The following is a 25,638-nucleotide window of genomic DNA, read 5'->3' as shown; positions in this document are numbered from 1 at the left end:
AATCCCATCGTCACCCTCTCCACAGAACACAAGCTGGCGAGACGCACTGCTGCCCTGTAGTGCACAGGCGCGCATACCGATAACAGGATAAAAATGGCTTATAACGCTTACTGGATAAGCGTTATAAGCTATCAGAAAATGAGCTTTTGGTTCAGTCGCTGACATGGCACTCGCGCCGCAGCAACGCCAGTGCGTCGCCCAAACCGTAGTCGTGGTCGTCTTGCAGCGTGGCACGGGCTTCAGAAACAAAGCCTTGCCACAGCGCCAGGTAGTCGGCGCGGTGCACTTCGGGGGCGTGTGCACGGATGAAGGCGTCGGCCAGTTCTGGCTGCCAGCCTTTGCTGCGCAGCTTGCGCACCAGGGTTTTGGCGGCTTTTTCGGGCAGCAGTGTTTTCTTGGGCACGCCCGTGGCCAGGCACAGGAACAGGGTGAGCAACGCGGCTTCGTCTTGCTCGCCCAGTGTCGCGCGTTGCCAGGTTTTGCTGGCGGCGGCGGGGGACGCCTCATCGCCCGGCTGCGATGCGGCCGCGCGCAGGTATTCGTCCACCTCGCCCAACGGATCTTCGAGCAAAAAGTAGCGGTGGCGCAGCGCAGTCATGGGGCGCAGCAGCGGTGCAATCGGGCGAGCGGGGTCGAGAAGCTTCTGCAAATCGGCCAGCACGACCGGTTTTTGCGCATCTACCACGGCGTGCAACGCGGGCGGCAGCCCTTTGGGCACCGCGAGCGCGTCAGCACCCACAACGGCTTTGCCTGCCTTGCGGCGGGCAGCAAGCAATTTCTGAAACGTCGCCGCGCTTGGCCACTCGGTGCTGCGCGGGGCCAGGGCGTGCAGGGCCAGGGCGGTGCGCAGCACGCCTTCGGCGTCGGCGCCGCCCTCTTCCAGCGCTTCGTCGTCCAGCTGGTAGTGGCTGGCAATCCACAGCGCTGCCTGCACCACCTCGCCAATGCGGCTGCGCCGCGCCAGTTCTTCACGGTACTGGGCATAGCTGCGCAGCGACCACAGCGCCAGCAACGAGACCTGGGCCTCGTCCTGGCCCTGCATGCCAAAGTGGGTGCTCTCGGGCAGGGCAATCAGGGCGCGCAGCATGTCGGTGCCGGCTTTGGAGCGCGACAGCAGCGAATGCGTGGCGAGCAGTTGCGCTGCCTGTGCGAGGTCACCGCCCGACGCATCCTGCAAATGCAGACTGACGAAGTTGACGATGCGCTCGCGCGCACGTTCCAGTTCGGGCCGCAAAAACTCGCTGCCGAAGTAGCGCGCTATCTGCACCATGCCCTTGGGAGCCTCCGCATGCAGGGCGGCGAGCTTTTCGGCCCCCAGAATGCCGTGGTTAACGCCGTGCGCCAGCGCGCGCTCGAAAAACGAGCGTGCGTCGTGCAGGGCCAGCGCCTGCGGCGGTGCTTCGTGCGAACGGCTGCCAGGCATCAGATGGCCGATTCTTCGTCAGAGGTGCGCGCTGCCGGTGTGACGTTGCCGCGGTCGGTCTCGCTGGTCTCGAACTTGCCGTCGTCCTCTTCCTCGGGCTGCTCGTCACCTTCGCCCAGGTCGTGCGCGCGGGCTTTGGCACGCAGCACCAAGAGCATTTCAATAAACAGGTCGCGGCACTCGTAGCGCAGCAGCCAGGCCATCTGCATCCAGTCCTGGTCGGCCACTTCGTCCAGCTCGACGCGCGGGCGCACGTAGCCCGACGCGAGCAGCTCATCGTCACTCAGCATCAGGCCGTAGTCTTCGGTGGCTTCAAAAACACCGGTACGGGCAAAAGCCTCAATGCGGCTCCATTTTTCGGTGAAGTAGTTGGCCAGGGCTTCGGCGCCGCCGTCCAGGTCGCCGATGGCGTTCAAAAAATCCAACGGGTCGGCGTCTTCACGAAAGACGACGGCGTTAACCATGCTGCGCAAGTGCTGGTGCGTTAGATCTTTGTACTGTTTCTCCAGCACCATGGCGCGGGCGAACTGCTCGGGTGTGACCAGCATGTTCACGACGGACGCCTTGGAGCTGTCGTACTCCCGCATCACGGCCAGCACATCTTTGGGCGCGAGCTGGTCGAGCACAACCATCAGCGCACGGTCGCCCTCCTCATCGGCCAGGTCGGCCAGCGCGCTCTCGGCGCCCACGATGTCGCCAGCCGCGATCAGACTGGTGGTTTTTTCAATCAATGCCAGGTGGTTCATACGTTCTCGGTGTCAGTCCTTGCGCTCGAAACCTTGGTCTGCGAGCCAGTCGGCGCCGGCTTCGTCGAGCGAGCGGCCATCTGGCGGGTCGCTGGCGTCGTCGGCGCTCAGGCCGTCGCCGTCGTCGCCCTCGTCGCTGTTGCGAGCTTCTTCGTCATCCGGTGTGTCTTGTGCGGCGTCGGCAGGGCCAAACCCGTGGGCGTGCAGGTACTCCAGGCAGGCGGCCACGGTCATGAAAGTCGCGCCGCCGGGCTCTGCCAGCACTTTGAGCGCCACAGGTTCCGCCCAGGGTTCGAGGGCCACGGCGCCCGCCAGTTCCGGCCATGTAGGCAGTGCCTCGGGCGGTAATGTCAGCAATCGCTGCATGGCTGCCAGCTTGGGAAAACGAAATGCGCGGTGGAAAACCACGGCCACCATTTCGGGGCTGTAGTCCAGCATCTGCACCAGGAAGCCGATTTCGCTGCGCTTGGCGGCAAGGCGCTTCGTTAATACATCCTTGCCTTCGGAATCAGAGGTCAGGTCATCGAGCTCGGCCTCGTAGGCTTTGCGCAAGTCGGAGAAGTAGCGAGAGAGTTTCATGGAAGATTGCGTTCACGCACGAAGGCCTGCCAGATTTCCGTTGCGGTTTGCAAAGGGTCGTCGAGCAGGTTGCGGCGGCGGTTGTCGTCGTATTGCTGGCGGCGCTCGGGGTCCGAGAGCACGTCGTAGGCTTGTTGCACCTCGCGAAAACGCAAGGCTGCGTCAGCCGCTGTGTTGCGGTCAGGGTGATAGTACGAGGCCTTTTGCCGAAACGCCCGCTTGATGTCGGCCAGCGTGGCGTTGGCCGCAAGGCCCAGGGCGGCGTAGTGGTCGCCTTGCATCGGCCCGATCAGCCCAGTGCGGCGTACACGTTTTGTACGTCGTCGTTGGCGTCGATGGCCGCAAGGAAGGCTTCGACCTCCTCCAGCGCCTCAGCACTCAGGCTGGCAGGGTTGACCGGGTTCTTGGGCCGGTAGCCCAGCTTGACCGAGAGCACGGTAAAACCGTGCGCAGGCAGGGCGCGGCTCACAGTGTCCAGGTCGGCTGGATCGGTCCAGAACAGGGTTTGGCCCTCTTCTTCGCCGGGTTCAAGGTCTTGCGCACCGGCTTCGATGGCGGCCATTTCGGCATCGGCACCGGCAGCCGCGGGTTCGGCCTCAATCATGCCCACATGGTCAAAGTCCCAGGCGACCGAGCCCGAGGTACCGAGCTGGCCCTTGCGAAACAGCACGCGCATTTCAGGCGCCGTGCGCTTGACGTTGTCGGTCAGGCATTCGACCATCACCGCAACCTGGTGCGGGGCAAACCCCTCGTACACCACATGCTCGAAACTGGCCGCATCGCCGCCAATGCCGGCGCCCTTTTTGATGGCGCGGTCCAACGTGTCTTTGGGCATGGAGACCTTGCGCGCTTGCTCGAGCACCAGGCGCAGCTTGGAGTTGCCCGCCGGGTCGGCACCGCCGCGCGCAGCGACCATGATTTCCTTGGCCAGCTTGCCAAACAGCTTTCCGCGGGCGTCGGCGGCCTGCGCCTTGCCCTTTGCTTTCCATTGCGCACCCATGCGAGTTCCTTGGCTGATCCTGGGGCGCACCCGCGCGCGCACGGCGCTGCGCAGGGAAACCCCGGGCAAAACCCAAGAGATTACCACTGCCGCTAGAATCCGCCCCGCACCACCGCAAGACTGGTGCATTCGCTAGGGGTGCCCCACGCCGATATTGGCGCGCGGGCTGAGAGAGTCCCTTTGAACCTGATTGAGATCATCCTCGCGCAGGGAAGCCCGTTCTAACGCCCACCGACCGCGTGGCCCGGGTCTTTCTTGCACCGATGCTGCCAAGGAGTCCGCATGAACACCGCAACCGCTTCCACCAACGAAGCGCTGACCCCCGTATCCAGCGCGCAGCGCGTTTTCCGCTGGCACGACCATGCCTCTCTGTGGTTCAGCCTGGGCGTGGGCCTGCTGGTCATGCAGGTGGGCGCCTACCTGATGCCCGCGCTGGGCACGCAAGAGGCGGTACTGGCCATTGTGGCGGGCTCCATCATCGGAGCCGGGCTGCTGGGCTGGGTGGCAAAGATTGGCTGCGACAGCGGGCTGGCCAGCGCCGGGCTGATGCACGCGGTCTATGGCCGCGCGTTTGCGCGCCTTCCGATTGTGCTGAACATCGTGCAGTTGATTGGCTGGGGCAGCTTTGAGCTGGTGGTGATGCGCGACGCCACGGTGTCCATCGGGCGCCAGTCAGGTGCCATGGCAGCGACCTACTGGCCGATGCTGGCTACGCTGCTCTGGGGCGGCGTGATCACGCTGTTGATCAGCGGCTCAATGGTGCAGCTGGTGCGCCGCATCATTGCCCGCGTGGCATTGCCGCTGGTGGTGTTGTCGCTGCTGTGGCTGAGCTGGCAGTTCCTGGGCTTGGCCCAGGCGCAGGGGTTCGAGCAGTTGTGGCAGCGGCGCGGCGAAGGCGGCATGGGCGTGATGCCCGCGCTGGACCTGGTGATTGCCATGCCTATTTCGTGGCTACCGTTGGTGGCTGACTATGCGCGCCATGGCCGCAGTGGCGGCACTGCGTTGCGGGGCACCTGGCTGGGCTACGCGCTGGCCAATGTGTGGTGTTACGCGCTGGGGGTGCTCGTCGCCTTGACGTTGCCCAGCCAGGACCTGGTGACCGCGCTGCTGCTGGCGCAGGGCGGGCTGATCGCGCTGTCGCTGATATTGATTGACGAGGTAGACAACGCTTATGGCGACACCTATTCGGGCGCTGTTTCGGCCCACAGCCTATTGCCGCGCTGGAGCGTGCGCCAGTGGGGCCTGGTCGTGGCAGTGGTCTGTACGCTCATGGCGCTGGTGCTGCCCATGCACAGCCTGGAGCCGTTTTTGCTCATGCTCAGCTCGGTATTCGTGCCGCTGTTTGGCGTGATTCTGGGGCGCCTGGCTTTTGGCGCCAATGCCGCTTCAGCGCTGCAGGCCGCAGGCAAGGCGCACGCGGCGCCCATTGTGATCTGGCTGGCGGGCATCGCTTTCTACCACCTGCTACCAAAGTTCGCCCCCGTGCTGGGCTCGGCCCTGCCCACGCTGGCCGTAAGCTTTGTGCTGGCCTACGCAACCCGTCCACGCCGCTGAACGACCCGTGTCTCGGGCATACCGTGGTGTGCCCACTTGGCTTGCCTAGAATGGCCCATGAAATCTTTTATCCGATTCTTTTTCAAGACCCTGCGCATTGTCCTGGGTCCGGTCATGCTTCTCAAGGAGGCACTGACCCGCCCCAAAGGCATCGTGCGCTCTCAGGCAGGGCAGGAAGCCGTTGACCAGGCATGCAAGGGCCTGGCGCTGTACCAGTACAAAACCTGCCCTTTTTGCATCAAGGTGCGCCAAGAAATGCGCCGCCTGTCCTTGACGGTCGCCAAAGTGGACGCGCAGCCGGAAGGCCCCGACAGGACTGCACTGGTGCAGCAAGGCGGCCAGGCCAAGGTACCTTGCCTGAAGATCACCGACAAAGCAGGCAACAGCCGCTGGCTCTACGACTCCAAAGAAATCATCAGCTACTTGCGCAGCCAGTTCGCACAGGTGACCTGAGGCCGCCTGAGACGGGCGCAAAAATCCTTGACAGTCAGCCCTGGATGACACGCTGCGCCATGGGCGCATAACCGTGGTTGAGTGGGCCGTGGCCCTTGCCGGTACGCACGGCCGCACCTGCCTGGATAGCGCCCAAAATATACGCGCGCGCCAGCGCCACGGCCTCGGGCAGCGCATGGCCCAAGGCCAGATGCGCGGCGATGGCAGACGACAGCGTGCAGCCCGTGCCGTGGCCGTTGTGCGTGGCAATGCGCGGCGATCGCAGGTATTGGAGGGTGCCGCCCGGCAGCGCGAGCACGTCCACCACCTCATCACCCGGCAAGTGCCCGCCTTTGAGCAGCACAGCGGGCGCGCCCAGCGCCAGCAAAGCGCGGGCAGCATCGTCCAATGCCTCGATGCCCGGGATGGCGCGGCCCAGTAGCAGCGCCGCTTCGTCGAGGTTGGGGGTCACCACGGTGGCCAGCGGGAACAGTTCACGCACCAGCACCTGTACGGTCTCGTCGGCCATCAAGCGGTCGCCGCTGGTGGCCACCATGACCGGGTCGAGCACCACATGCAGCAGTTGGTAGCGCCGCAGGGCATCGGCCACCACGGCCACCACTTCGGGCGAATGCAGCATGCCGATCTTCACGGCATCGACGCCAATGTCTTCCACCACGGCCTCGATCTGTGCGCGCAGCATCTCGGGCGGCACGCCGTGGATGGCGCGCACGCCCTGCGTGTTTTGCGCGGTGATGGCGGTAATGGCGGTCATGCCATAACAGCCCAGGGCGCTGAAGGTTTTCAGGTCGGCCTGGATACCGGCGCCACCGCCACTGTCTGACCCGGCAATGGAGAGCACGCGGGCGTAGCGGGGAGCCTGTGCAGAAAGGGGTGCTGTGTGCGTCATGGCGAAAATTATCCCGGAAACCCAAAGCGCCCCTGCCGTCACCCCCCACAACCCCGGGGAACCAACGCCAGATCCGAGGCCTGCGCATGCGCCACATCAAGCCAGGGGAATCGGCGTTGTGCTGTAATTGCCGCTTACGGACGAAACAGGGGTGTCCCGCTACCCAACGTGGCGCGGACTGAGAAACACCCTGGGGCTTTGCGCCCCGTTACCCGATCCAGATCATGCTGGCGTGGGGAGTTTCCAGTGCAGGCACCTGCCCGTTTTGTCCCCTGTAACACCGCAGACGGACAAACATGACGCTTTCCAACACCTCTTTCACCATTCTCGGCGCCGGTCTGCTGGGGCGCTTGCTGGCCGTATCACTTGCGCGCCAGGGCCACAGCGTGGCCATTTACGACAAAGGCGGCCCGCTGGGCGAGCATTCGGCTGCCCGCGTGGCCGGAGGCATGCTGGCCCCGCTGGCCGAATCGGCCATCGCCGAGCATGGCGTGGTACGCATGGGCCGCCACTCGCTCAGGCGCTGGCCCGAGCTGCTGGCACCGCTGGCGATGCCGGTGTACTTCCAGCAAGAGGGGACGCTGCTCGTATGGCACCGCCAGGACGCGCAAGAGGCCACCCGCATGCGCCAGCAACTCGAGAACACCCGCACCAGCGTCACCGAACTGCCTGCCATGCAGATGCTCGACAGCGAGGGTATGGCGCAGATTGAGCCCGCGCTCGCGCCGCGCTTTGCCCAGGGCATGTACCTGCCTGGCGAAGGCCAGCTCGATAACCGGCAACTGCTGGCTTCGCTGGCTGGCGAGATGGAGCACCTGGGTGTGCAATTGCACTGGAACACGCCGCGCGAACTGGGCTATTTTGGCGCAGACCACCCGGGCTGGCTGCTCGACTGCCGCGGCCTGGGCGCACGCGGTGACTGGCCCCAACTGCGCGGTGTGCGCGGCGAGGTGATCCGCCTGCACGCCCCCGAGGTCACGCTGCAGCGGCCCACACGGTTGCTGCACCCGCGCTACCCGGCCTATATCGCGCCCAAGGAAAACAATGTGTTCGTGATCGGCGCCACCGAGATCGAATCCGAAGACCTCTCGCCGGCCAGCGTGCGTTCCACGCTGGAATTACTGAGCGCTGCCTACGCCGTGCACCCGGGCTTTGCCGAGGCTCGCATTCTGGAACTGTCGGTGCAATGCCGCCCCGCACTGCCCGACAACCTGCCAGCCGTGCGCCAACTGGCGGCGCGCACGCTGCAGGTCAACGGCATGTACCGCCATGGCTACATGATTGCGCCTGCGATGCATGATGTGGTGCTGGATATCCTCGCAGGCGGCGCGTCGGCGCGGGCTGCTGAGTTCGATCTGTCGATGCAATTGCTCTGAAGCGCCACAACCATGCACGTTCTCATCAATCTCCAGCCCCACGAACTGCCCGAGGGCGCCAGCGTGGCCGACGCCCTGGCCGCCATGCAGGCAAAACCGCCCTACGCCGTGGCTGTCAACACTGTTTTTATACCCGCGCCCCAACACCCGCACCACCTGCTGCAAGCGGGTGACAAGGTCGAAGTGATCTCCCCCGTCACAGGGGGCTAAAACCATGAACACGACATCAACCGACGACGCCCTGGTCCTGTACGGCCAGCAGTTTTCCAGCCGCCTGCTGCTGGGCACATCCCGTTATCCCTCGCCGTCGGCACTCAAGGCCGCCGTGCAGAGGGCCCAGCCGGCCATGGTCACAGCCTCGCTGCGCCGCCAGGGCAGCAATCCGGCCGAAAGTGGCCAGGGTTTCTGGGAACTGCTGCGGGAGCTGGGCGTGCCGGTGCTGCCCAACACCGCCAACTGCCACAGCGTGCAAGAGGCCATCACCACGGCGCAAATGGCACGCGAGGTGTTCAACACCCCGTGGATCAAACTAGAGGTCATTGGCGACGACTACACCCTGCAGCCCGACACCCTGAACCTGGTGGCTGCTGCCGAGAAGCTGGTACGCGACGGCTTCTACGTACTGCCCTACTGCACCGAAGACCTCGTGCTGTGCCAGCGCCTGGTGGACGTGGGATGCCAGGCCATCATGCCCTGGGCTGCGCCCATCGGAACGGGACGCGGCCCCATGAACCCCTATGCCTTGCAGGTGCTGCGCGAACGCATCAACGTGCCCATGCTGATCGACGCGGGCCTGGGCCTGCCTTCGCACGCCTGCCAGGTGATGGAATGGGGCTTTGACGGCGTGCTGCTCAACACCGCCGTAGCCCTGGCGCAAGACCCGGTGGCCATGGCCGGCGCCTTTGCCGACGCTGTGCATGCCGGGCGCGCCGCCCGCCATGCAGGGGCCATGCAACCCCAGCAAGCCGCCCAGCCCAGCACCCCGGTGCTCGGCACCCCGTTCTGGCACCATGCGCCCGCATGACTGATAGCAACACCCTGGCGCAAGCCATTACTGCGGCCCACGCCACGAGCTTGACCGGTTTCCCGCCGCAGCCGGTGCCCGCACCCGCGAGTGACGCGCCGGTGTACCTGGGCGCGCTGCAGGCCTGCAGCGCACTGGGCTTCATCGCCCACGATGCGCAGGTGCTGGCCCATGCCTGGCAAGCGCGCTGGGAGCGTACCGGCAGCACCACACCCGAGATTTGGCCCACTGTGGCGCAAGATTTCGGGCTGCAGACGCGGCCGCACGCAACGCCTTTTGCCGTCTGCCCACAGCAGCTCGGCCTGTATGCCGTGCTGCCCGATGCCGCCTGGGTCGGCCGCATGGCCCGCGCAGGCGTGCCCACAGTGCAACTGCGCTTCAAATCGGATGACACCGCCGCCATTGCCCGCGAAGTGCTCGCCGCCGTGCAGGCCGTGCAAGGCACGGGGGCCCTGCTGTTCATCAACGACCACTGGCGCGAGGCGATGGCTGCCGGTGCCTATGGTGCGCACCTGGGCCAGGAAGATCTGGATGCGCTCAGTGCGGCGCAAGTGCAAGAACTGCGCCAAAGTGGCCTGCGCCTGGGCGTGAGCACGCACGGCTATGCGGAAATGCTGCGCGCCGATGCGGTGCAGCCGAGCTACATCGCCCTGGGCGCCGTGTTCCCCACCACACTTAAACGCATGGCGACCGCGCCACAAGGCGTGGCGCGGCTGCAAGCCTACGCGCGCCTGCTGCAGGACTACCCTACGGTGGCGATTGGTGGCATTGGAGCGGAACAGTTCGCGGGCATTCTGGCAACCGGCGTGGGCTCCATCGCCGTGGTGCGGGCGCTGGTGAATGCGCCAGACCCCGAAGCCACGGCAGCGCAACTTCTAAAGGCCATGCAAATTTCATAAAAAAAATGGCTCCAACGCTTTGTAGTCAAGCGCTGGAAGCTATATTTTCAATAGCATATCGCCGGAATAACCAAACCCGCCAGGCCGATCACTTCGGCTTCTGGACTTCTTCGAGTTCGAATCGCACTTCAAAGCGATCGCTGCTGGAACCAAACCCGACGGGCTGTCCCGGCTCTGGAGGCTTTGTAGGTGGCACGGCGGGCAGGTCGCTCTGGGTGATGGGGGGCAACGCCACGGGCCCGCCGGTCAACGTGTCGCTCAGGTCAAAGTCAATGGTCTCAACCCCCGCGGGGGCCTTGGTGGAGAGCAAAACATCGCCCCGGGTGGATTCCATGCTCAGCCAGTCCGGGTCGTATTCCAGCATGCTGTCCATCCCGTCGATCGGGTGCGCAGCCGCGTCGCGTTCCACGTCGGTCTTGGCAGCGTTGTCCTGCACGGGCTCATCCACCACGCTGACGACCGGGGTGGTGCGTTTACGCGGCGGCGGCGCCCCGCGTGCAGACGGCGGCGTGGTGCGGGCAATGGCGTTGAGCAGCAACAAATCGTCAAAGGCGGCCAGATCGAAGCGCTCAAGCACCGCATCGCCATGCCGAAACAGCAGGCTATCGAGCATTGGCAAAACCGACTCATCGCTCCAGATCGCCTCGATCTCAGCCAACACGTCGGCATAGGTCAACAAAGGGCGACCCGGCCGGTTGAAGGAGGAAAACTCGGGCACCAACGCATTGAAGTGGCGATGGAACTGCGCTCGCAGTTCATTGAAATCGTCCACCCGGCTGAGCGAGCGGTACAGGCGCAGCAACTCCAGGTAAGCAGAAGGCGCCGTGGTTTCGTTATCGGCGATGTATTTGCGCAGCACACCGATAGCCTGGATATGCTCACCCACCGACACAAAAAATTCGGCCTGCTGTTGCAGGTCAAACAGTTCTTCGGGGTTGATCAGCAACACGGGCTGCGGCGCGGGGTCGGGCTGCTTGTGCTGGCGCTCCGCGGTTGGCACAGCCACCGACAGGGGTGCAAGCCCAGAAATAGGAGACCGCGCACGCGCCACAGCCGCAGGGACCGGCGGCTGCGCTACCGGTGGGGGCTGCACGGGCTCGGGGGCTATGGCGTGTGGCACCGGCACAGGTGTTTCCGGCACTGGCCGGACCAGGGCGCCAGCCCAGGCATCCTGGGCCTGGCGGTGGGCGGCGCGCAAGCGCTGCGCCATCCACACGGCCCAAACCAGAATAGCCGCCAGCAAAGCCAGTAAGCCATACACGATGGTGGCTGAAAACCGTTCGGATTTTTCCAGTTCCAGGCGCTGCTGCACAGCGATGGCGGCGGCGCGCTCGCTGTCGGCCTGTGTTTTCGCACGGGACATTTCGGCATTGAGTGCCGCGGTGCGGGCACTCTCCTGCAGGATGTCCTCAGGCTGCATGTTCAGCACTTTCCACTGGGCCTGGGCCTGCTCGCGCTGCAGCGTGGTCGCGGGCACCTCGGGCAGCTGCAGCTCGGTCGTCAGCTGCAGGGGAGCCGGAGTTTCGAGCCAGTTTTCCAGGGGCTCCATCACCAGGCGCGAACGAGGGGCCAACGCCTCCTTCTCAGGGGCTTTCACCTTTGAAGCGGCCTTTGGTAGGGGCCGGGACGGCCTGGTCGGTGCCAGTGCGGCAGCGCTCTTCGAAGGCGCCGGTGCTTGCGCGGCCTGTGGCCTGCGGGGCAGAGGTACCACTGGGCCATTATTCTCGGATGTTTTACCTGAACGGCTGCCCGTACCCGCGCCCAAACCCGTCGGAGCGGTTGCGTCGCTGACGTCCTCAGGCATCTCCACCCGGGGAATCACGATGGGTCGGGTGCCCGCTGTCATGCTGGCGGGCGGGTCTGCCAGGAAGGTGTAAGTGCGGGATGTCTTGCCATTGCAGCCGGCCAGCAAAGTGACCGTGAGCACGGGCTCGTCGACGATGGCAGAAGATTGCACACGCACCATAGAAGCACGGCCCTGCACTTCGGGCAGCGGCGTGACGCGAACCCTACCGCGCGAAACCGGAACGGCGCCCGACAGTATTTCGGCGGTGATACAAGCCTGCGCCACGGTTTGGCCGGGATCGGGCTGCACTTCAAAGGCCAGGTCCACCGAACGCCCCAGCAACACAGCGCCTCTGGAAGGCCCTAAAGCCAAGGCCGCGGCAGCCCCTGCAAAAGAGCCTAAAGTTAGCGCCAAAAGTGCGTTACGAAAATTCACATTTTTTCTCAAAATATGTGTCGAATTCTTGCACAAAACCTATCAACAAGGCCATGGTCATAATTACGCTATGAAAATTCAATTTCCAGTAGTGGGTGTGGTGGGTGCTGGTGCCATGGGCCGGGGCATTGCGCAAATGATGGCCCAGGCAGGGAGCCAGGTGCGTTTACTGGACACACAGCCTGGCATGGCGCAGCGCGCGCACGATGCCATTCTGGAACAGTGGCACAAACAGGTCACCAAAAACCGCATGGACGCAGACCAGCGTGACGCTTGCGCCGCGCGCCTGCAGACGGCCCATGCGCTGGCCGACCTTGCCGACTGCGACCTGGTCGTCGAAGCCATCGTGGAAAGCCTGGACGCCAAGCAAGCCCTGCTGCGTGAACTGGAGACCGTTTTGCGGCCAGAGGCAGCGCTCGCCAGCAACACCTCGTCGCTGTCGGTCACGGCCATCGCTGCGGCGTTGCAAAACCCCCGGCGCATGGCAGGGCTGCACTTCTTCAACCCCGTTCCCCTGATGAAGCTGGTGGAAGTCGTGGCTGGCCTGCGGACCGACCCCGCCCTGTGCACCGCCCTGGCCGCGCAAGTAGCCCAGATGGGACACACCGCAGTGCAGGCCCAGGACAGTCCGGGGTTCATCGTCAACCATGCGGGCCGCGGCTACACCACCGAGGCCTTGCGCATCGTGGACGAAGGCGTGGCCGATTTCGCCACGGTCGACCGCATCCTGCGCGACCAGGCGGGCTTCAAGCTCGGGCCTTTCGAACTGATGGACCTGACGGGGCTGGACGTATCGCACCCGGTCATGGAATCCATCTACCACCAGTACCACGAAGAACCGCGCTACCGCCCCAGCGTGGTCACGGCGCAGCGCCTGGCAGGTGGCCTGCTGGGCCGCAAAACAGGAGAAGGCTTTTACCGCTATACCGACGGCGTAGCCCAGGCAACCCCCGAAGCTCCAGTGCCCGTGGTGGACAGCATGCCCCCCGTGTGGGTATCGCCCCGGGCGGCACGCCGCACGGAGATCTACCAGATGCTCAAGAACCTGGGCGCCGACATCGAGACCGGCGCGGCGCCTTCAGCCAGCGCCATCATTCTGGTGGCGCCCTTGGGCTTTGACATCACGACCGTGGCCGTGGTGGAGCGTCTGGACCCGGCACGTACCATCGGCATCGACATGCTGATCGAAGAAAATGCCACCCGCCGCCGCGTACTGGCCACGAACCCCGTGACGCGCGTGGACATCCGCAATGCTGCCCACGCCCTGATGGCACGCGACGGCAAGGCCGTCAGCGTGGTGCGCGACAGCGGGGGCTTTGTCACCCAGCGGGTGGTGGCCACCATTGTCAATATTGCCAGCGACATTTGCCAGCAGCGCATCTGCAGCCCGCGCGACCTGGAAACCGCCGTCACCCTGGGGCTGGGCTACCCCCTTGGGCCCCTGGCCATGGGTGACCGCTGGGGACCCACCAATATCCTGGAAGTACTGTTCAACATGCAGACCGTTTATGGCGACCCCCGCTACCGCCCCAGCCCCTGGCTGCGCCGCCGTGGCGCCATTGGCCTGAGCCTGCAGCACGAGGAAGAGTAAGGTCAGCCGCGTTCTGCCGCCCCCCTTTATCCAACGGAATCGCACCTACATGCCCGCAGAACTTCGCAGCACCAGCCACGGCCAGACCCTGGTTCTGACCATCAGCAACCCCGATCTGCGCAACGCCCTCGACCCCGCCATCTACGCAGCAGGCACCGAAGCACTCAATGGCGCCGAACGCAACGCCGAGGTGCGCAGCGTGGTCATCACGGGGGCCGGCGGCATGTTCAGCGCCGGCGGCAACCTGCAGCGTTTGCAGGCCAACCGCAGCCTGGGCACTGAGGTGCAATCAGAAAGCATCGAGGCGCTGCACAACTGGATCGAGACCATCCGCGCCTACCCCAAACCGGTGGTGGCCGCCATCGAAGGGGCCGCAGCCGGTGCCGGGTTCTCGCTGGCCCTGGCATGCGACCTGATCGTGGCCGCGCGCAATGCGGTGTTTGCCATGTCGTACAGCCAGGTAGGCCTCTCGCCCGATGGCGGCGCCAGCTGGAGCCTGGCCCACACCCTGCCCCGCCCCCTGGCCGTCGAACTACTGATGTGTGGCGAGCGCACCAGCGCCGAGCGCCTGCACGTTCTGGGCCTGGTCAACCGCCTGGCCGACCCCGGCGGCACACTGGCCGCCGCACTGGAACTGGCCCAGACGCTGAACGAACGTGCCCCCAATGCACTGGCCAGCATCAAAGAACTGCTGGACGAAGCGGGCCAGCACACGCTCAATACCCACCTCCATCTGGAGCACCAGCATTTTGTGCGCAACCTGCACCATGCCAACGCGGGTGAAGGCATCAGCGCCTTCCTGGAAAAACGCAAACCGCAGTACCGCTGATCGGGCGTATGGCGCGCAGCGCCTGCAACGCTATTGATTGAGTAGCTACTACCGCTTTACCCACAAGCGTTAGAGCCACTTTTCATTCAAACAATTCAGGCACGCCGTAGCAGCTATGGGGGCGCTGCGTGCCGCTGTGCACCTGCGCGCCTGGCCCGCATCCAGACACGCAGGTGACAACCCCCATGTCCGCTGGCCGTCCCTGACGCGACAATGACCGCGTACCTAGTCACCCAAAAGACAGCCCATGGACGACCCTATTCTTACTATCGAAGAACGTGAAGCGATCAACTCCGGTCGCTGGTTCTCATCTCTTTCACCTTCACTTCGACACGACATACTGCGATGCGCTTACGTCAAACGCTTCAAGGATGGTGGCCTCATCGCTGCCCGCGGCGACCCGCCCGAGGAGTGGATCGCCTGCGCCAAGGGCGCGGTGCGCGTGAGCTCAACCTCCATCTCGGGCAAGCAGATCACGCTGACTTACGTGGAGCCGGGCATCTGGTTTGGCGACGTGGCCATCTTCGACGGAGACCGGCGCACGCACGATGCCTACGCACATGGCGAGACCACCATCCTGTGCGTAGCCAAGGCCGATTTCAAGAAAGTTCTGGCCATGCATGTGGAGTTGTACGAAGCGATGCTGCGCCTGCATGCCCGGCGCATTCGCCAGCTCTACGGCTTGGTGGAGGACCTCAACACCCTGCCGCTGCGCGCACGGCTGGCCAAGCAGTTGCTGCACCTGGTGCGCAGTTACGGCATCCCCAGCCTTTCGCATGGCAACGAGATGCGCATCGGCCTGCAACTGGCACAAGAAGAGCTGGCCCAGCTGCTGGGCGCTTCGCGTCAGCGCGTCAACCAGGAACTCAAGGCACTTGAACGTGAAGACATCATCCGCATCGAACCCGGCGGGCTGGTCGTGCGCGACCGCGACGCCCTGATGGACATCACCGAACTCGACAACTGACCCCCACCCATGAGCAATTTCGACCACTTCATCGGCACCCGTGCCGTCTCCGATCAGCACGCATTCGATACAGCCACCCTCAGCAGCTGGCTGGAGCAGCACCTGGAAGGCTTCGCTGGCCCCCTGAGCGTCGAAATGTTCAAGGGCGGGCAATCCAACCCTACCTACAAGCTCATCACGCCCAGCAAGAGCTACGTGATGCGCGCCAAACCCGGCCCCGTGGCCAAATTGCTGCCGTCGGCCCACGCCATTGAACGTGAATTCGCAGTGATGAGTGGCTTGCAAGGCACCGATGTGCCCGTGCCGCACATGCATGTGCTGTGCGAAGACGAATCCATCATCGGGCGCGCCTTCTACATCATGGAGTTCATGCAAGGCCGCGTGCTCTGGGACCAGGCTCTGCCCGGCATGAATCCCGAGGAACGCACAGCCATCTACAACGAATCGAATCGGGTTATCTCCGCCCTGCACACGGTCCCGTTTGCCGAACGAGGCCTGGCCGGTTACGGCAAGCCTGGAAACTACTTCGAACGCCAGATCGGCCGCTGGAGCAAGCAGTACATGGCCTCGATCACACAGCCCATCGAAGAGATGGACCGACTCATGGCCTGGCTGCCCGCCCACATGCCTGCCGGTGCACGCGACGAGAACCGCGTCTCCATCGTGCATGGCGACTTCCGGCTGGACAACCTGATGTTCCACCCCACCGAACCGCGCGTCATTGCCGTACTGGACTGGGAACTGTCTACGCTCGGCCACCCGCTGGCCGACTTCAGCTACCACTGCATGGCCTGGCATATCCCGCCGGGCATGTTCCGGGGTATTGGCGGGCTGGATTTGGCGGCGCTGGGCATTCCATCCGAAGCCGAATACATCCGCAAATACTGCGAGCGCACCGGCCTGGCCACCCCCGAGGAATTGGCCGCCGACTGGAACTTCTACATGGCCTACAACCTTTTCCGCCTGGCCGCCATCCTGCAAGGCATTGCCAAGCGCGTCGAAGCCGGCACGGCATCGAGCGCCCAGGCCAAGGCCTCGGGCGAAGGCGCCCGCCCCCTGGCCCAGATGGCCTGGTCTTTCGCCCAGCGCGGTTAAGCACCGCCAATACCCCCGTTTTTCAAGGAGAACCCATGGACTTCGATTACTCGCCCAAAACCAAGGAACTGCAGAAGAAACTGCTCCAGTTCATGGACGACCACATCTACCCGGCTGAAAGCCAGTACGCCGCCGAGCTGGCCGCCAACACGGCGATCGGTAAGCGCTGGACGCCGCTACAGACCGTCGAAAACCTCAAGGCCAAAGCCCAGGCTGCTGGACTGTGGAACCTGTTCATGCCTGTGGATACGGCCGAGGCCTCGGGCTACCACGGCGCTGGCCTGACCAACGCTGAATACGCCCCGCTGGCCGAAATCATGGGCCGCGTGCTCTGGTCCAGCGAAGTCTTCAACTGCTCCGCGCCCGACACCGGCAACATGGAGACCATTGCGCGCTACGGCTCCGACGGTATCAAGGCCACCTGGCTCAAACCCCTGCTCGAAGGCAAGTTCCGCTCAGCCTTCGCCATGACCGAGCCCGATGTGGCATCGAGCGACGCCACCAACATCGAAACACGCATCGAGCGCCAGGGCGACGAATACGTCATCAATGGTCGCAAGTGGTGGACCTCCGGTGCGATGGATCCGCGCTGCAAGGTGCTTATCACCATGGGCAAGACAGACCCCGAAGCGCCCCGCCATTCGCAACAAAGCATGATCGTGGTACCCGCCGACACGCCCGGCGTGAAGGTGGTACGTGCGCTCAACGTGTTCGGCTACGACGATGCACCCCACGGCCACGCCGAAGTACTGTTCGAGAACGTGCGCGTGCCCGTCTCTAACATTTTGCTGGGCGAAGGCCGTGGTTTCGAGATCGCCCAGGGGCGCCTTGGCCCCGGACGCATCCACCACTGCATGCGCCTGATCGGCCTGGCCGAGCGCGCGCTGGAACTCATGTGCAAGCGCTCCATGAGCCGCGTGGCTTTTGGAAAAACGGTGGCCCAGCAAGGCGTGACACAAGAGCGCATTGCCGAAGCACGTTGCAAGATCGACATGGCGCGCCTGCTCACGCTCAAGGCGGCCTGGATCATGGACATGGCCGGCAACAAGGTCGCCAAAACCGAAATCGCCATGATCAAGGTGGTCGCTCCCAGCATGGCCTGTGAGGTGATCGACTGGGCTTTGCAGGCCCACGGTGGCGGTGGCGTCAGCGATGACTTCCCCTTGGCTTTCTCGTATGCCCAGGCGCGCACCCTGCGCTTTGCCGATGGCCCGGACGAAGTGCACCGCGCCTCCATTGCCAAAATGGAACTGGGCAAGTACGCACCGCCCAAGGCGCACTAAGGCGATGCTGAATAAGTCACCGCGATGATGCGCGCCGTGCATCGGGATGGGATGCAAGGCGCAAACCGCAGCCATAGCCGCAGCTATGGCGAGGATTTGCAACGCTGCAGACCGCCCGAGGTACGGATGCACAGCGCGTGAGGGACTTGTTCAGCATTGCCCTAAATTTGCAGAAACCTGCCGCCCTCACCCGGGCGGCAGCGTGGCGGGCCCCGAGTCAGACGCAGGCGGCAGCTTCTGCGCCGCCACGGTAGCTGCGGCCATCAACAGGGTGGTAGCGTATTCGAGGTCGGGAAGGTAGCAGTCCATGGTCTGCATCCGCAGCGATAACTGGCCACCCGACAGCATCAGCACAAGGGGCAACGCCGCCTGTTCTGCACTGCGGCTCCCAAGAAGATGTGACACCACGGCTGCATTAATCCAACGGCGCGCCTGCTCTTTGCGGTCGCCCACCACGGCAAAAAGCCGTATGAAAGAAGGCGGCAGTTCAGGCCACTGCACTTCCTCGTACATGGCAAGCCAGCGCATTTCTTGGGGCAGGCTTTCGTCCACAGCGGTCTGCAGGGTTTCCGTAATGGCGCCATAAACGCGCCCCTCCAAAACCTCTTTCAGCGTGCGACTGATCACCATGACACTGGCATCAGGGGTTGCATGCGGGTCGGTTCTGGCACGCAACTCCGTACCCTTCAGATAGTCGCGTGTAGGCGATCCGCTTTCCAGCAGCCAAGGTTGCCCCACCACCGTACCGCTCAGCTGAAACCGTGCCGGTTCACCCTGAAAATCGAAAGACCAACGCTGCGCAGCAGCCCAGAGCGCAAGCTGCGCAGGCGTTGCAATGCCCTGGATATGGACAGGCTCCTGGCTGCGTGCAAAGACGGAACGAAGTCGTTCAAACATGGCAGGTTTGCGGTATGGACAGTGCATTCCATTAAACGCCAAATTGACCCTGAATGCACCCTGCTGCCCGCTTGGCAAAATAGCCGCACCTACCCCAGATGCATGCTGCTGCCAGTGACGCGAAAATCAAGTGTCGGTGCCCCGGCATCAAAAGGCATGCCCAGGGCCAACCGTCCCTCACCATGGAGCAAGCAGGCACTGCGACGCAAAGGAACGGCAGTGTCACTGTTCGCAAACTGAACCCATGTGCCAAAACTGCTGACATCGGTCAGTGCGAAGGCGCCATTCGTCCAGTCGATGCGGGCGTGCATACGAGAAACACGGGGGTCTGCAATGCTGACCTGCGCCGCACTGGAGCGGCCAATGTGCAAGGGCATATCCTCCGACGAAAACAAAAGTGTCTCGCCTTTCCATGCCAACTCGATCGAACCCGGCAACGAGTCCAAAGGCGCAACATTGCTGTGAAGACCCGCTTGCATGGTCAGCTGCTCCGGCGAATCCTGTTCTCGCCATTCGGCTTGGTAGATGAGTTGTGCCTCGGTCTTGCCGCGTATCTCAAAAACGCCCAGCTTACGAAAGCGCACATGCGGAACCACCCCAGCATCCACAGCCGTGACATCATTGGTCCAGATTTCGCCTGGTCCCGCGCGCTCGCACAGCCGGGATGCCACGTTGACGGCATCGCCATAGGCATCACCGTCGACTTCCAAAACCTCTCCGCAGGCAACGCCTACGTGCATTTCCATGCGCAATACTTCGGGCCAGCGCTGGAGATGAATCTGGTGGCTGCGCTGCAGTTCGCCGGCAGCCGCTACTGCCTGGTTGGCGCTGGCAAAGATGCCCAACACGCCATCCCCCAGCATTTTGACCACACGCCCCTGGTGCGCCTGCATGACTTCGGCGATCCATTGCGTCAGACGCATGACCGTCTTGGCCGCGCGCTCGTTGCCCATCGTTTCGTAGAGCGAGGTGCTCCCGGAGAGGTCGGCAAAGACCACCGTCGAGATTGAACTCATGGAGGCAAAGACACAGTGGTTGTCATCGTCAGCAGTTTAGATCAAGTGATGACATCACGCAGAACCCTCTGCGCGCCCCACTTCTTCAAGGGACCGCCGCTGCTCCTCGCTCGTTGGCCTCAAGCCATGCCGCAGCGCCGCGCCCGGCATGAAACCCTGTTGCCAGACTCGCCGTCAACAGATAGCCTCCAGTGGGGGCTTCCCAATCGAGCATTTCCCCTGCACAGAAGACACCTGGACGACCAAGAGCCATAAGCTGGTCATCCAATCCTTCGAAAGCCACGCCGCCAGCGGTGCTGATGGCCTCGTCCAATGGCCGGGGCGCCACCACGGTAATGGGCAAGGCCTTGATAGCCTGCGCCAAAGCTACCGGGTCGTTCATCTGCGCCTTGTCCAGTTGCTCATGAAGAATGGCCATCTTGATGCCATCAAGGCCCAGGCGACTTTTGAGATGACTGGTCAAAGAACGCGATCCACGGGGGTGGCACACCTCCGTCAGCACGCGCTCGAGCGAGTGATCGGGCAGCAGATCCAGCTGGAACGTAGCACTGCCGTGGGCCTCGATCTCATCACGCAACAATGCCGACACCGCGTAGACCAGACTACCCTCCACGCCGGTCACTGTGGCAACAAACTCGCCTCTGCGCGAAAAACTGCGGCCATCGCGGCTGCTAAAGGTAATGGCGACCGATTTGAAAGGCTGGCCTGCATGGCGCTGCGCGAAATGTGGCGACCAGCCCGTCTGCACTGCTGGCGGTTGACCCATTAGTTCCTGCAGAAATTCACGCCGCGTCTCTCCGGCCAAAGCCACCCGACTTGGGACATCAAAACCACAGTTGGCAGGCCGCAACCGCGCCACCGGCATACCGCAAGATTCCAGCACCGGCACCCAAGCGCCGTCAGACCCCAGTCTGCCCCAGCTAGCGCCGCCAAGGGCCAAAACCACCGCCTTTGCCTGCACGAACAGCGTACCCGTCGGCGACACCAGCCGCAAAGCGCCGTCTTCTGCCCAGCCACACCACCGGTGGCGCATATGAAATTGCACGCCCATGGTCCGCAAACGGTGCAGCCAGGCGCGAAGCAGAGGAGCAGCCTTCAAGTCGGCAGGAAAGATCCGGCCAGACGTGCCGATAAAGGTGTCCACACCCAGTGCTTTTGCCCAGCCACGCAACTCTTCAGGGCCAAACTCTTTGAGCAAAGGCAACAACTGCGGTGCGCGCCCCCCAAAACGGGAAATAAAGATATCGAACGGTTCAGAATGCGTCAGATTAAGCCCGCCCTTGCCGGCCAGCAAAAATTTTCGTCCCACCGACGGCATGGCGTCAAACAGGTGCACAGCATTGCCAGCGCGGGCCAACTCCTCTGCGGCCATCAAGCCCGCGGGCCCGCCGCCCACCACGGCTACATCACATACGCGCTGTGGCGGAACAGATATCAACTCAGTCATATTGGATAAGGTTCATGCCGACATGCGGCGATTGGAGGCTGGTGAAATGAGGCGGCTGCTGTCGATGGTGCCCACGGAACACAACGGGTATTTCGTTCATCGATTTTTGCTATGACAGTCATAGCGCCGCGTCGCCTTGTCGACGACAGGGGCGCCCTTGTTTCTGTCACAATAAAAGAACTTTATACGTACCGGTACACCACCAACAAGGAAAGCGCATGGCCAGCGAACTCATCAAACATCTTTCTGACGCCAGCTTCGAGGCTGATGTACTGAAATCCGGTACACCGGTCCTGGTCGATTACTGGGCAGAATGGTGCGGCCCCTGCAAGATGATTGCCCCCATTCTCGACGAAGTGGCAGGCGCCTACCAAGGCAAGCTGCAAGTTGCCAAAATGAATGTCGACGAAAACCGCGAAGTTCCGGCCAAGTTCGGTATCCGCGGCATCCCCACGCTGATGATTTTCAAGGATGGCCAGTTGGCCGCGACCAAGGTCGGCGCGATGAGCAAGGCACAACTGACCGCATTCATCGACCAGCAATTGGCCTGATTCGAGAAAACCGCTGGCTTTGCAGCCAGCGGTTATTGGGGCCACAGGCAACACAGGCCAGTGGCCCAGGACGACATTTATCGCCCCACCCGATTCAGTGCCCACAAAGCCTCTGCATTTTTTCCTGTCATAATTCCCACAGATCACCGGACTGCATGCATTGGCAGCCGGATCAAGATCCCAGGCAAGCTGGGTCTGCAAACAGCAGCCCACCCGGCACCAGCCCCCCTCTCCCAAGATTCATACCAGCTCCGCCAAGGAGTCAATCCATGCACTTAAACGAACTCAAGGCACTGCACGTGTCTGAAGTCCTCAAGCAGGCTGAAGAGCTTGAAATCGAAAACGGCGGCCGCATGCGCAAGCAGGAGTTGATGTTTGCGATCATCAAGAAACGCGCCAAGACCGGGGAACAAATCATCGCCGATGGCGTGCTGGAAATCCTACCTGACGGTTTTGGCTTCTTGCGCAGCCCGGACACAAGCTTCACGGCCAGCACGGACGACATTTACATCAGCCCGAGCCAGGTGCGTCGCTTTAACCTGCACACCGGCGACATGATCGAAGGTGAAGTGCGCACACCCAAAGACGGTGAACGTTACTTCGCCCTCAACAAGCTCGACTCCGTCAACGGTGGCCCGCCTGAGCAGAACAAACACAAGGTCATGTTTGAAAACCTGACGCCACTGTTCCCCAAGGAACAGATGCGCCTGGAGCGCGACGTCAAGAGCGAAGAAAATATCACCGGCCGCATCATCGACATCATTGCGCCCATCGGCCGGGGCCAGCGCGCACTGATTGTGGCACCGCCCAAAAGCGGCAAGACGGTGATGATGCAGCACATTGCCCACGCCATTACCGCCAACAACCCCGATGTGCACCTGATGGTGCTACTGGTGGACGAGCGCCCTGAAGAAGTGACGGAAATGCAGCGCACGGTGAAAGGTGAAATCATCGCCTCCACCTTTGACGAGCCCGCCGCACGCCACGTGCACGTGGCCGAAATGGTGATCGAGCGGGCCAAACGCCTGGTCGAGCTCAAGATGGACGTGGTGATTCTGCTGGACTCGATCACTCGCTTGGCCCGCGCCTACAACAACGTTGTGCCGTCGAGCGGCAAGGTGCTGTCGGGGGGGGTGGATGCTGCTGCTCTGCAACGCCCCAAGCGCTTCTTCGGAGCAGCCCGTAAGGTCGAAGAAGGCGGCTCGCTCACCATCATCGCCACCGCGCTGGTCGACACCGGCAGCCGCATGGACGAAGTGATTTTTGAAGAATTCAAGGGCACCGGCAACTGCGAAATCCACCTGAACCGACGCCTGTACGAAAAGCGCGTGTTTCCCGCCATCGAACTCAACAAGAGCGGCACGCGCCGCGAAGAGTTGCTGCTGGCACCCGAGATTCTGCAGAAAACCCGCATCCTGCGCCAATTCATGTACAACATGGATGAAATCGAATCGATGGAGCTCATGATCAAAAACATGAAGGCAACCAAGAGCAACGTCGAGTTTTTCGACATGATGCGGCGCGGTGGCTGATCGCCCCATTCATGCGATAATCCAGGGCTTTTCGCGAAAAGTGCTGTGGCAAATAGGTGCTGCAGTGGCTGCCGCAGTTGATACACATACAAGGATTCGCCATGAAAGAAGGCATTCACCCAAACTACCGCGAAGTTTGCTTCCAGGACATGTCCAACGGCTTCAAGTTTGTCACGCGCTCGTGCGTGAACGCCAAGGAAATGGTCAAGATGGAAGACGGACGCGAACTGCCGCTGTTCAAGCTTGATACCACCAGCGAATCGCACCCCTTCTACACCGGCACGCAAAAATCGGTGGACAATATGGGTGGCCGTGTGGAACGCTTCCGCAACCGCTTCGGCAAGACCACGGCGAAGTAATTCTCGCCAATCCGCCAAAGGGCAGCCCGGGCAACCGCGCTGCCTTTTTCTTTGCATTTCCGGGATACTTGCGATCATCCCGCCTGGACACCTCTGCCCGCAAGCGCTGTCTTTACGCTATCGCAGGTTTTTAAAAACGGCACACCCTCTTCCTCTTTTGCAGCGTGAACCAGCCCACTCCCGCCATCGTTCCCCAGAGTGCCGTGCGTCGCTTGCCCCGTTGGGCTCTCTTGCTGCTGTGTCTGGCTTACATCGTGCCGGGTTTTCTGGGGCGGGACCCATGGCGTGGCGCCGACATGACCGCTTTAGGTTACATGATCGAACTGGCGCAAGGGCATACGCCATGGCTGTCTCCCCTGCTGGGCGATCTACCGCCTGAGACAGATGGCCTGCTCCCATACTGGCTCGGTGCATGGGCTATTCAATTTACATCGCCCTGGCTGGCGCCTGAATGGGCCGTCCGCATTCCATTTGTTCTGCTGCTCGCGTTAACCCTTCAGGCCACTTGGTATGGCATTCATGAACTGGCGCGCAGCCCAGGGGCGCAACCTGTCGCATTTGCCTTTGGTGGCGAGGCCGACCCCGCAGACTATGCCCGCGCCATGGCCGATGGCGGCCTGCTGGCCCTACTGGCCTGCCTGGGGTTGGCCCAGCCTTCCCACGAAACCACTTCGTATCTTGTACAGTTGTGCTGCACCTCCCTGCTCTTCTATGGACTGGCTGCGGCGCCTCATAGAACCTTCGGACCACTCCTGGCCCTGATAGTGGGGCTGCCTGGGCTGGTGCTCAGTGGTGCTCCTGCACTGGCCTTGCTCTACGGCCTGGGCGGCAGCATGATGTGCGTTTGCGACCCGAACAACGCAGGCACATCCCATGTACGTGCCCGGTTCTTGGCTCTGGGTATTTCCCTGCTGGCGGTGGCCGTGACCGTTCTAGCCTGGCAACTGGACCTGTGGCGCTGGCGGATTGTTTGGCCCCAAGCCGATACGAAGGACTGGCCCAGCCTGGGACGCCTTCTGGTGTGGTTTACCTGGCCCGCATGGCCTTTGGCTTTGTGGACCCTCTGGCGCTGGCGCAAGCAAATCTGGAACCGGCAATTGCACCGTCATCTGATGCTACCTTTGTGGTTTGTATTGATCTCGATGGGCGCCAGCCTGTGCACTCAGCCGGCCGACCGTGCCCTGCTGCTGGGTCTACCCGCGTTGGCGGCTTTGGCGGCTTTTGCCCTGCCTACCTTGCGCCGCAGCGTGGCCGCATTGATCGACTGGTTCACGCTGCTGTTCTTCTCCGTGTCCGCCATCGCCATCTGGGTGGTTTGGGTCTCTACACAGACCGGCATTCCCGCCAAGCCTGCCGCCAACGTCGCCAAACTGGCGCGCGGGTTCGAGCCCGAGTTCTCATTTCTGGCATTTGCCGTAGCGTTGGCTGCCACCGCGGCGTGGTGCGCTCTGGTAGGGTGGCGTACAGGCCGGGATCGCAAACCAATCTGGAAAAGTTTGGTGCTTCCTGCCTCCGGCGCCACGCTCAGCTGGCTGCTGCTGATGACACTCTGGCTTCCTATGCTCAACTACGCCCGCAGCGATGCCCCACAGATGCATGCCATTGTGTCGGCGGCCCACCAACCGCCCTGCATGCACATGTTCGGCCTGGGCCGCAGCCAGATTGCAGCCTTGCAATTTCATGGCCAGCTACGGTTGACCCCCCTCGCCAGCCCCCCCAGCTGCCCATGGCTGGTGTGGGCTCAGCAAATAGATGCTACGGACTTGCCCATGGGCCCGCCATGGATGCCTGACTTGAACGGCTGGACACTCAACACCACACAAGGACGCCCCACCGACCGCAACGACGCCTTGCTGCTGTACCGGTACAGCGCACCTTAAGCGCTTGTGGGTGGAATGAGTGTGACA

Annotated in this window: 25 protein-coding genes and 1 riboswitch; of the genes, 15 read left to right on the top strand and 10 right to left on the bottom strand. The window is 62.9% G+C overall.

Annotated features, from left to right (window positions below; genetic code table 11):
• Positions 1–151 precede the first annotated feature (151 nt).
• The 5 genes from ACYVOC_RS13135 to ACYVOC_RS13115 are packed head-to-tail and all read right to left on the bottom strand — an operon-like array spanning position 152 to position 3,748.
• Complete coding sequence (locus tag ACYVOC_RS13135; protein ID WP_461162105.1) at positions 152–1,423, bottom strand: hypothetical protein; 1,272 nt, start codon at positions 1,421–1,423, stop codon at positions 152–154.
• Positions 1,423–2,169, bottom strand: coding sequence for a hypothetical protein (locus ACYVOC_RS13130; protein ID WP_461162104.1), 747 nt, complete (start codon positions 2,167–2,169; stop codon positions 1,423–1,425). Before ACYVOC_RS13130 ends, ACYVOC_RS13135 begins: the two co-directional genes overlap by 1 nt.
• Positions 2,170–2,181: 12 nt before the next feature.
• Positions 2,182–2,748 (bottom strand): hypothetical protein, encoded by a 567-nt coding sequence (locus tag ACYVOC_RS13125; protein WP_461162103.1) that lies wholly within the window; start codon positions 2,746–2,748, stop codon positions 2,182–2,184.
• Positions 2,745–3,029, bottom strand: coding sequence for a DnaJ domain-containing protein (locus ACYVOC_RS13120; protein ID WP_461162102.1), 285 nt, complete (start codon positions 3,027–3,029; stop codon positions 2,745–2,747). Before ACYVOC_RS13120 ends, ACYVOC_RS13125 begins: the two co-directional genes overlap by 4 nt.
• Positions 3,030–3,037: 8 nt before the next feature.
• Positions 3,038–3,748: a YebC/PmpR family DNA-binding transcriptional regulator gene (locus ACYVOC_RS13115; protein WP_461162101.1), complete on the bottom strand. Its 711-nt coding sequence runs from the start codon at positions 3,746–3,748 to the stop codon at positions 3,038–3,040.
• A gap of 124 nt (positions 3,749–3,872) precedes the next feature.
• Positions 3,873–3,978: riboswitch (TPP riboswitch) on the top strand.
• Positions 3,979–4,030: 52 nt separating this feature from the next.
• Between ACYVOC_RS13115 and ACYVOC_RS13110 the strand changes: the two genes are divergently transcribed.
• Complete coding sequence (locus ACYVOC_RS13110; RefSeq protein ID WP_116004079.1) at positions 4,031–5,302, top strand: purine-cytosine permease family protein; 1,272 nt, start codon at positions 4,031–4,033, stop codon at positions 5,300–5,302.
• A 57-nt stretch (positions 5,303–5,359) separates the two neighbouring features.
• Complete coding sequence (locus ACYVOC_RS13105; RefSeq protein WP_461162100.1) at positions 5,360–5,755, top strand: glutaredoxin family protein; 396 nt, start codon at positions 5,360–5,362, stop codon at positions 5,753–5,755.
• 34 nt (positions 5,756–5,789) lie between these two features.
• Here the strand turns inward: ACYVOC_RS13105 and thiD are convergent, their stop codons facing one another.
• On the bottom strand, positions 5,790–6,644 hold the full coding sequence (gene thiD, locus ACYVOC_RS13100) for a bifunctional hydroxymethylpyrimidine kinase/phosphomethylpyrimidine kinase (RefSeq protein WP_461162099.1): 855 nt from the start codon (positions 6,642–6,644) through the stop codon (positions 5,790–5,792).
• Positions 6,645–6,940: 296 nt separating this feature from the next.
• Here thiD and thiO point away from each other — a divergent pair, with 296 nt between their 5' ends.
• Genes thiO through ACYVOC_RS13080 form a run of 4 tightly spaced genes read left to right on the top strand, consistent with a single transcriptional unit; the run spans position 6,941 to position 9,943 of the window.
• Positions 6,941–8,020 (top strand): glycine oxidase ThiO, encoded by a 1,080-nt coding sequence (gene thiO / locus ACYVOC_RS13095; RefSeq protein WP_461162098.1) that lies wholly within the window; start codon positions 6,941–6,943, stop codon positions 8,018–8,020.
• 12 nt (positions 8,021–8,032) lie between these two features.
• Positions 8,033–8,230: a sulfur carrier protein ThiS gene (gene thiS / locus ACYVOC_RS13090; protein WP_461162097.1), complete on the top strand. Its 198-nt coding sequence runs from the start codon at positions 8,033–8,035 to the stop codon at positions 8,228–8,230.
• Between the two features lie 4 nt (positions 8,231–8,234).
• The gene (locus ACYVOC_RS13085) at positions 8,235–9,044 is read left to right on the top strand and encodes a thiazole synthase (protein WP_116004084.1); all 810 of its coding nucleotides are present in this window, start codon (positions 8,235–8,237) and stop codon (positions 9,042–9,044) included.
• Positions 9,041–9,943, top strand: coding sequence for a thiamine phosphate synthase (locus ACYVOC_RS13080; protein ID WP_461162096.1), 903 nt, complete (start codon positions 9,041–9,043; stop codon positions 9,941–9,943). The genes ACYVOC_RS13085 and ACYVOC_RS13080 overlap by 4 nt, the downstream gene beginning before the upstream one ends.
• Positions 9,944–10,031: 88 nt before the next feature.
• Here ACYVOC_RS13080 and ACYVOC_RS13075 read toward each other — a convergent pair whose 3' ends face one another.
• The gene (locus tag ACYVOC_RS13075) at positions 10,032–12,071 is read right to left on the bottom strand and encodes a hypothetical protein (protein ID WP_461162095.1); all 2,040 of its coding nucleotides are present in this window, start codon (positions 12,069–12,071) and stop codon (positions 10,032–10,034) included.
• A 163-nt stretch (positions 12,072–12,234) separates the two neighbouring features.
• Here ACYVOC_RS13075 and ACYVOC_RS13070 point away from each other — a divergent pair, with 163 nt between their 5' ends.
• The 5 genes from ACYVOC_RS13070 to ACYVOC_RS13050 all read left to right on the top strand — a co-directional run bounded on the left by ACYVOC_RS13070 (position 12,235) and on the right by ACYVOC_RS13050 (position 17,929).
• Positions 12,235–13,755, top strand: coding sequence for a 3-hydroxyacyl-CoA dehydrogenase (locus ACYVOC_RS13070; protein WP_461162094.1), 1,521 nt, complete (start codon positions 12,235–12,237; stop codon positions 13,753–13,755).
• Positions 13,756–13,804: 49 nt separating this feature from the next.
• Positions 13,805–14,584, top strand: a complete 780-nt coding sequence (locus ACYVOC_RS13065) for an oxepin-CoA hydrolase, alternative type (RefSeq protein ID WP_461162093.1) — start codon at positions 13,805–13,807, stop codon at positions 14,582–14,584.
• Positions 14,585–14,831: 247 nt separating this feature from the next.
• Positions 14,832–15,551: a Crp/Fnr family transcriptional regulator gene (locus ACYVOC_RS13060; protein ID WP_116004089.1), complete on the top strand. Its 720-nt coding sequence runs from the start codon at positions 14,832–14,834 to the stop codon at positions 15,549–15,551.
• Between the two features lie 9 nt (positions 15,552–15,560).
• On the top strand, positions 15,561–16,646 hold the full coding sequence (locus tag ACYVOC_RS13055; protein ID WP_116004090.1) for a phosphotransferase: 1,086 nt from the start codon (positions 15,561–15,563) through the stop codon (positions 16,644–16,646).
• Between the two features lie 35 nt (positions 16,647–16,681).
• Positions 16,682–17,929: an acyl-CoA dehydrogenase family protein gene (locus ACYVOC_RS13050; RefSeq protein WP_116004091.1), complete on the top strand. Its 1,248-nt coding sequence runs from the start codon at positions 16,682–16,684 to the stop codon at positions 17,927–17,929.
• Between the two features lie 186 nt (positions 17,930–18,115).
• Here the strand turns inward: ACYVOC_RS13050 and ACYVOC_RS13045 are convergent, their stop codons facing one another.
• The 3 genes from ACYVOC_RS13045 to ACYVOC_RS13035 form a co-directional block, all read right to left on the bottom strand.
• A complete protein-coding gene (locus tag ACYVOC_RS13045) occupies positions 18,116–18,826 on the bottom strand; it encodes a hypothetical protein (protein ID WP_461162092.1) in 711 nt (236 codons plus the stop codon).
• A gap of 89 nt (positions 18,827–18,915) precedes the next feature.
• A complete protein-coding gene (locus ACYVOC_RS13040) occupies positions 18,916–19,842 on the bottom strand; it encodes an adenylate/guanylate cyclase domain-containing protein (protein ID WP_116004093.1) in 927 nt (308 codons plus the stop codon).
• A gap of 85 nt (positions 19,843–19,927) precedes the next feature.
• Positions 19,928–21,289, bottom strand: coding sequence for a TIGR03862 family flavoprotein (locus ACYVOC_RS13035; RefSeq protein WP_461162091.1), 1,362 nt, complete (start codon positions 21,287–21,289; stop codon positions 19,928–19,930).
• A gap of 218 nt (positions 21,290–21,507) precedes the next feature.
• On the opposite strand from ACYVOC_RS13035, the gene trxA reads away from it, so the two are divergent.
• From trxA to ACYVOC_RS13015, 4 genes are all read left to right on the top strand, one after another.
• Positions 21,508–21,840, top strand: a complete 333-nt coding sequence (gene trxA, locus ACYVOC_RS13030; protein WP_116004095.1) for a thioredoxin TrxA — start codon at positions 21,508–21,510, stop codon at positions 21,838–21,840.
• Positions 21,841–22,109: 269 nt separating this feature from the next.
• Positions 22,110–23,372, top strand: a complete 1,263-nt coding sequence (gene rho / locus ACYVOC_RS13025) for a transcription termination factor Rho (RefSeq protein WP_116004096.1) — start codon at positions 22,110–22,112, stop codon at positions 23,370–23,372.
• A gap of 101 nt (positions 23,373–23,473) precedes the next feature.
• A complete protein-coding gene (locus ACYVOC_RS13020; protein ID WP_461162090.1) occupies positions 23,474–23,731 on the top strand; it encodes a type B 50S ribosomal protein L31 in 258 nt (85 codons plus the stop codon).
• A gap of 164 nt (positions 23,732–23,895) precedes the next feature.
• Entirely contained in the window at positions 23,896–25,611 is a 1,716-nt protein-coding gene (locus ACYVOC_RS13015) for a hypothetical protein (RefSeq protein WP_461162089.1), read from the top strand.
• Positions 25,612–25,638: the final 27 nt, after the last annotated feature.

It is taken from the genome of Simplicispira piscis (assembly GCF_054783455.1).
The sequence above is the reverse complement of the archived record's forward strand: the minus strand, read 5'-3'. Positions and strand labels throughout refer to the sequence as shown.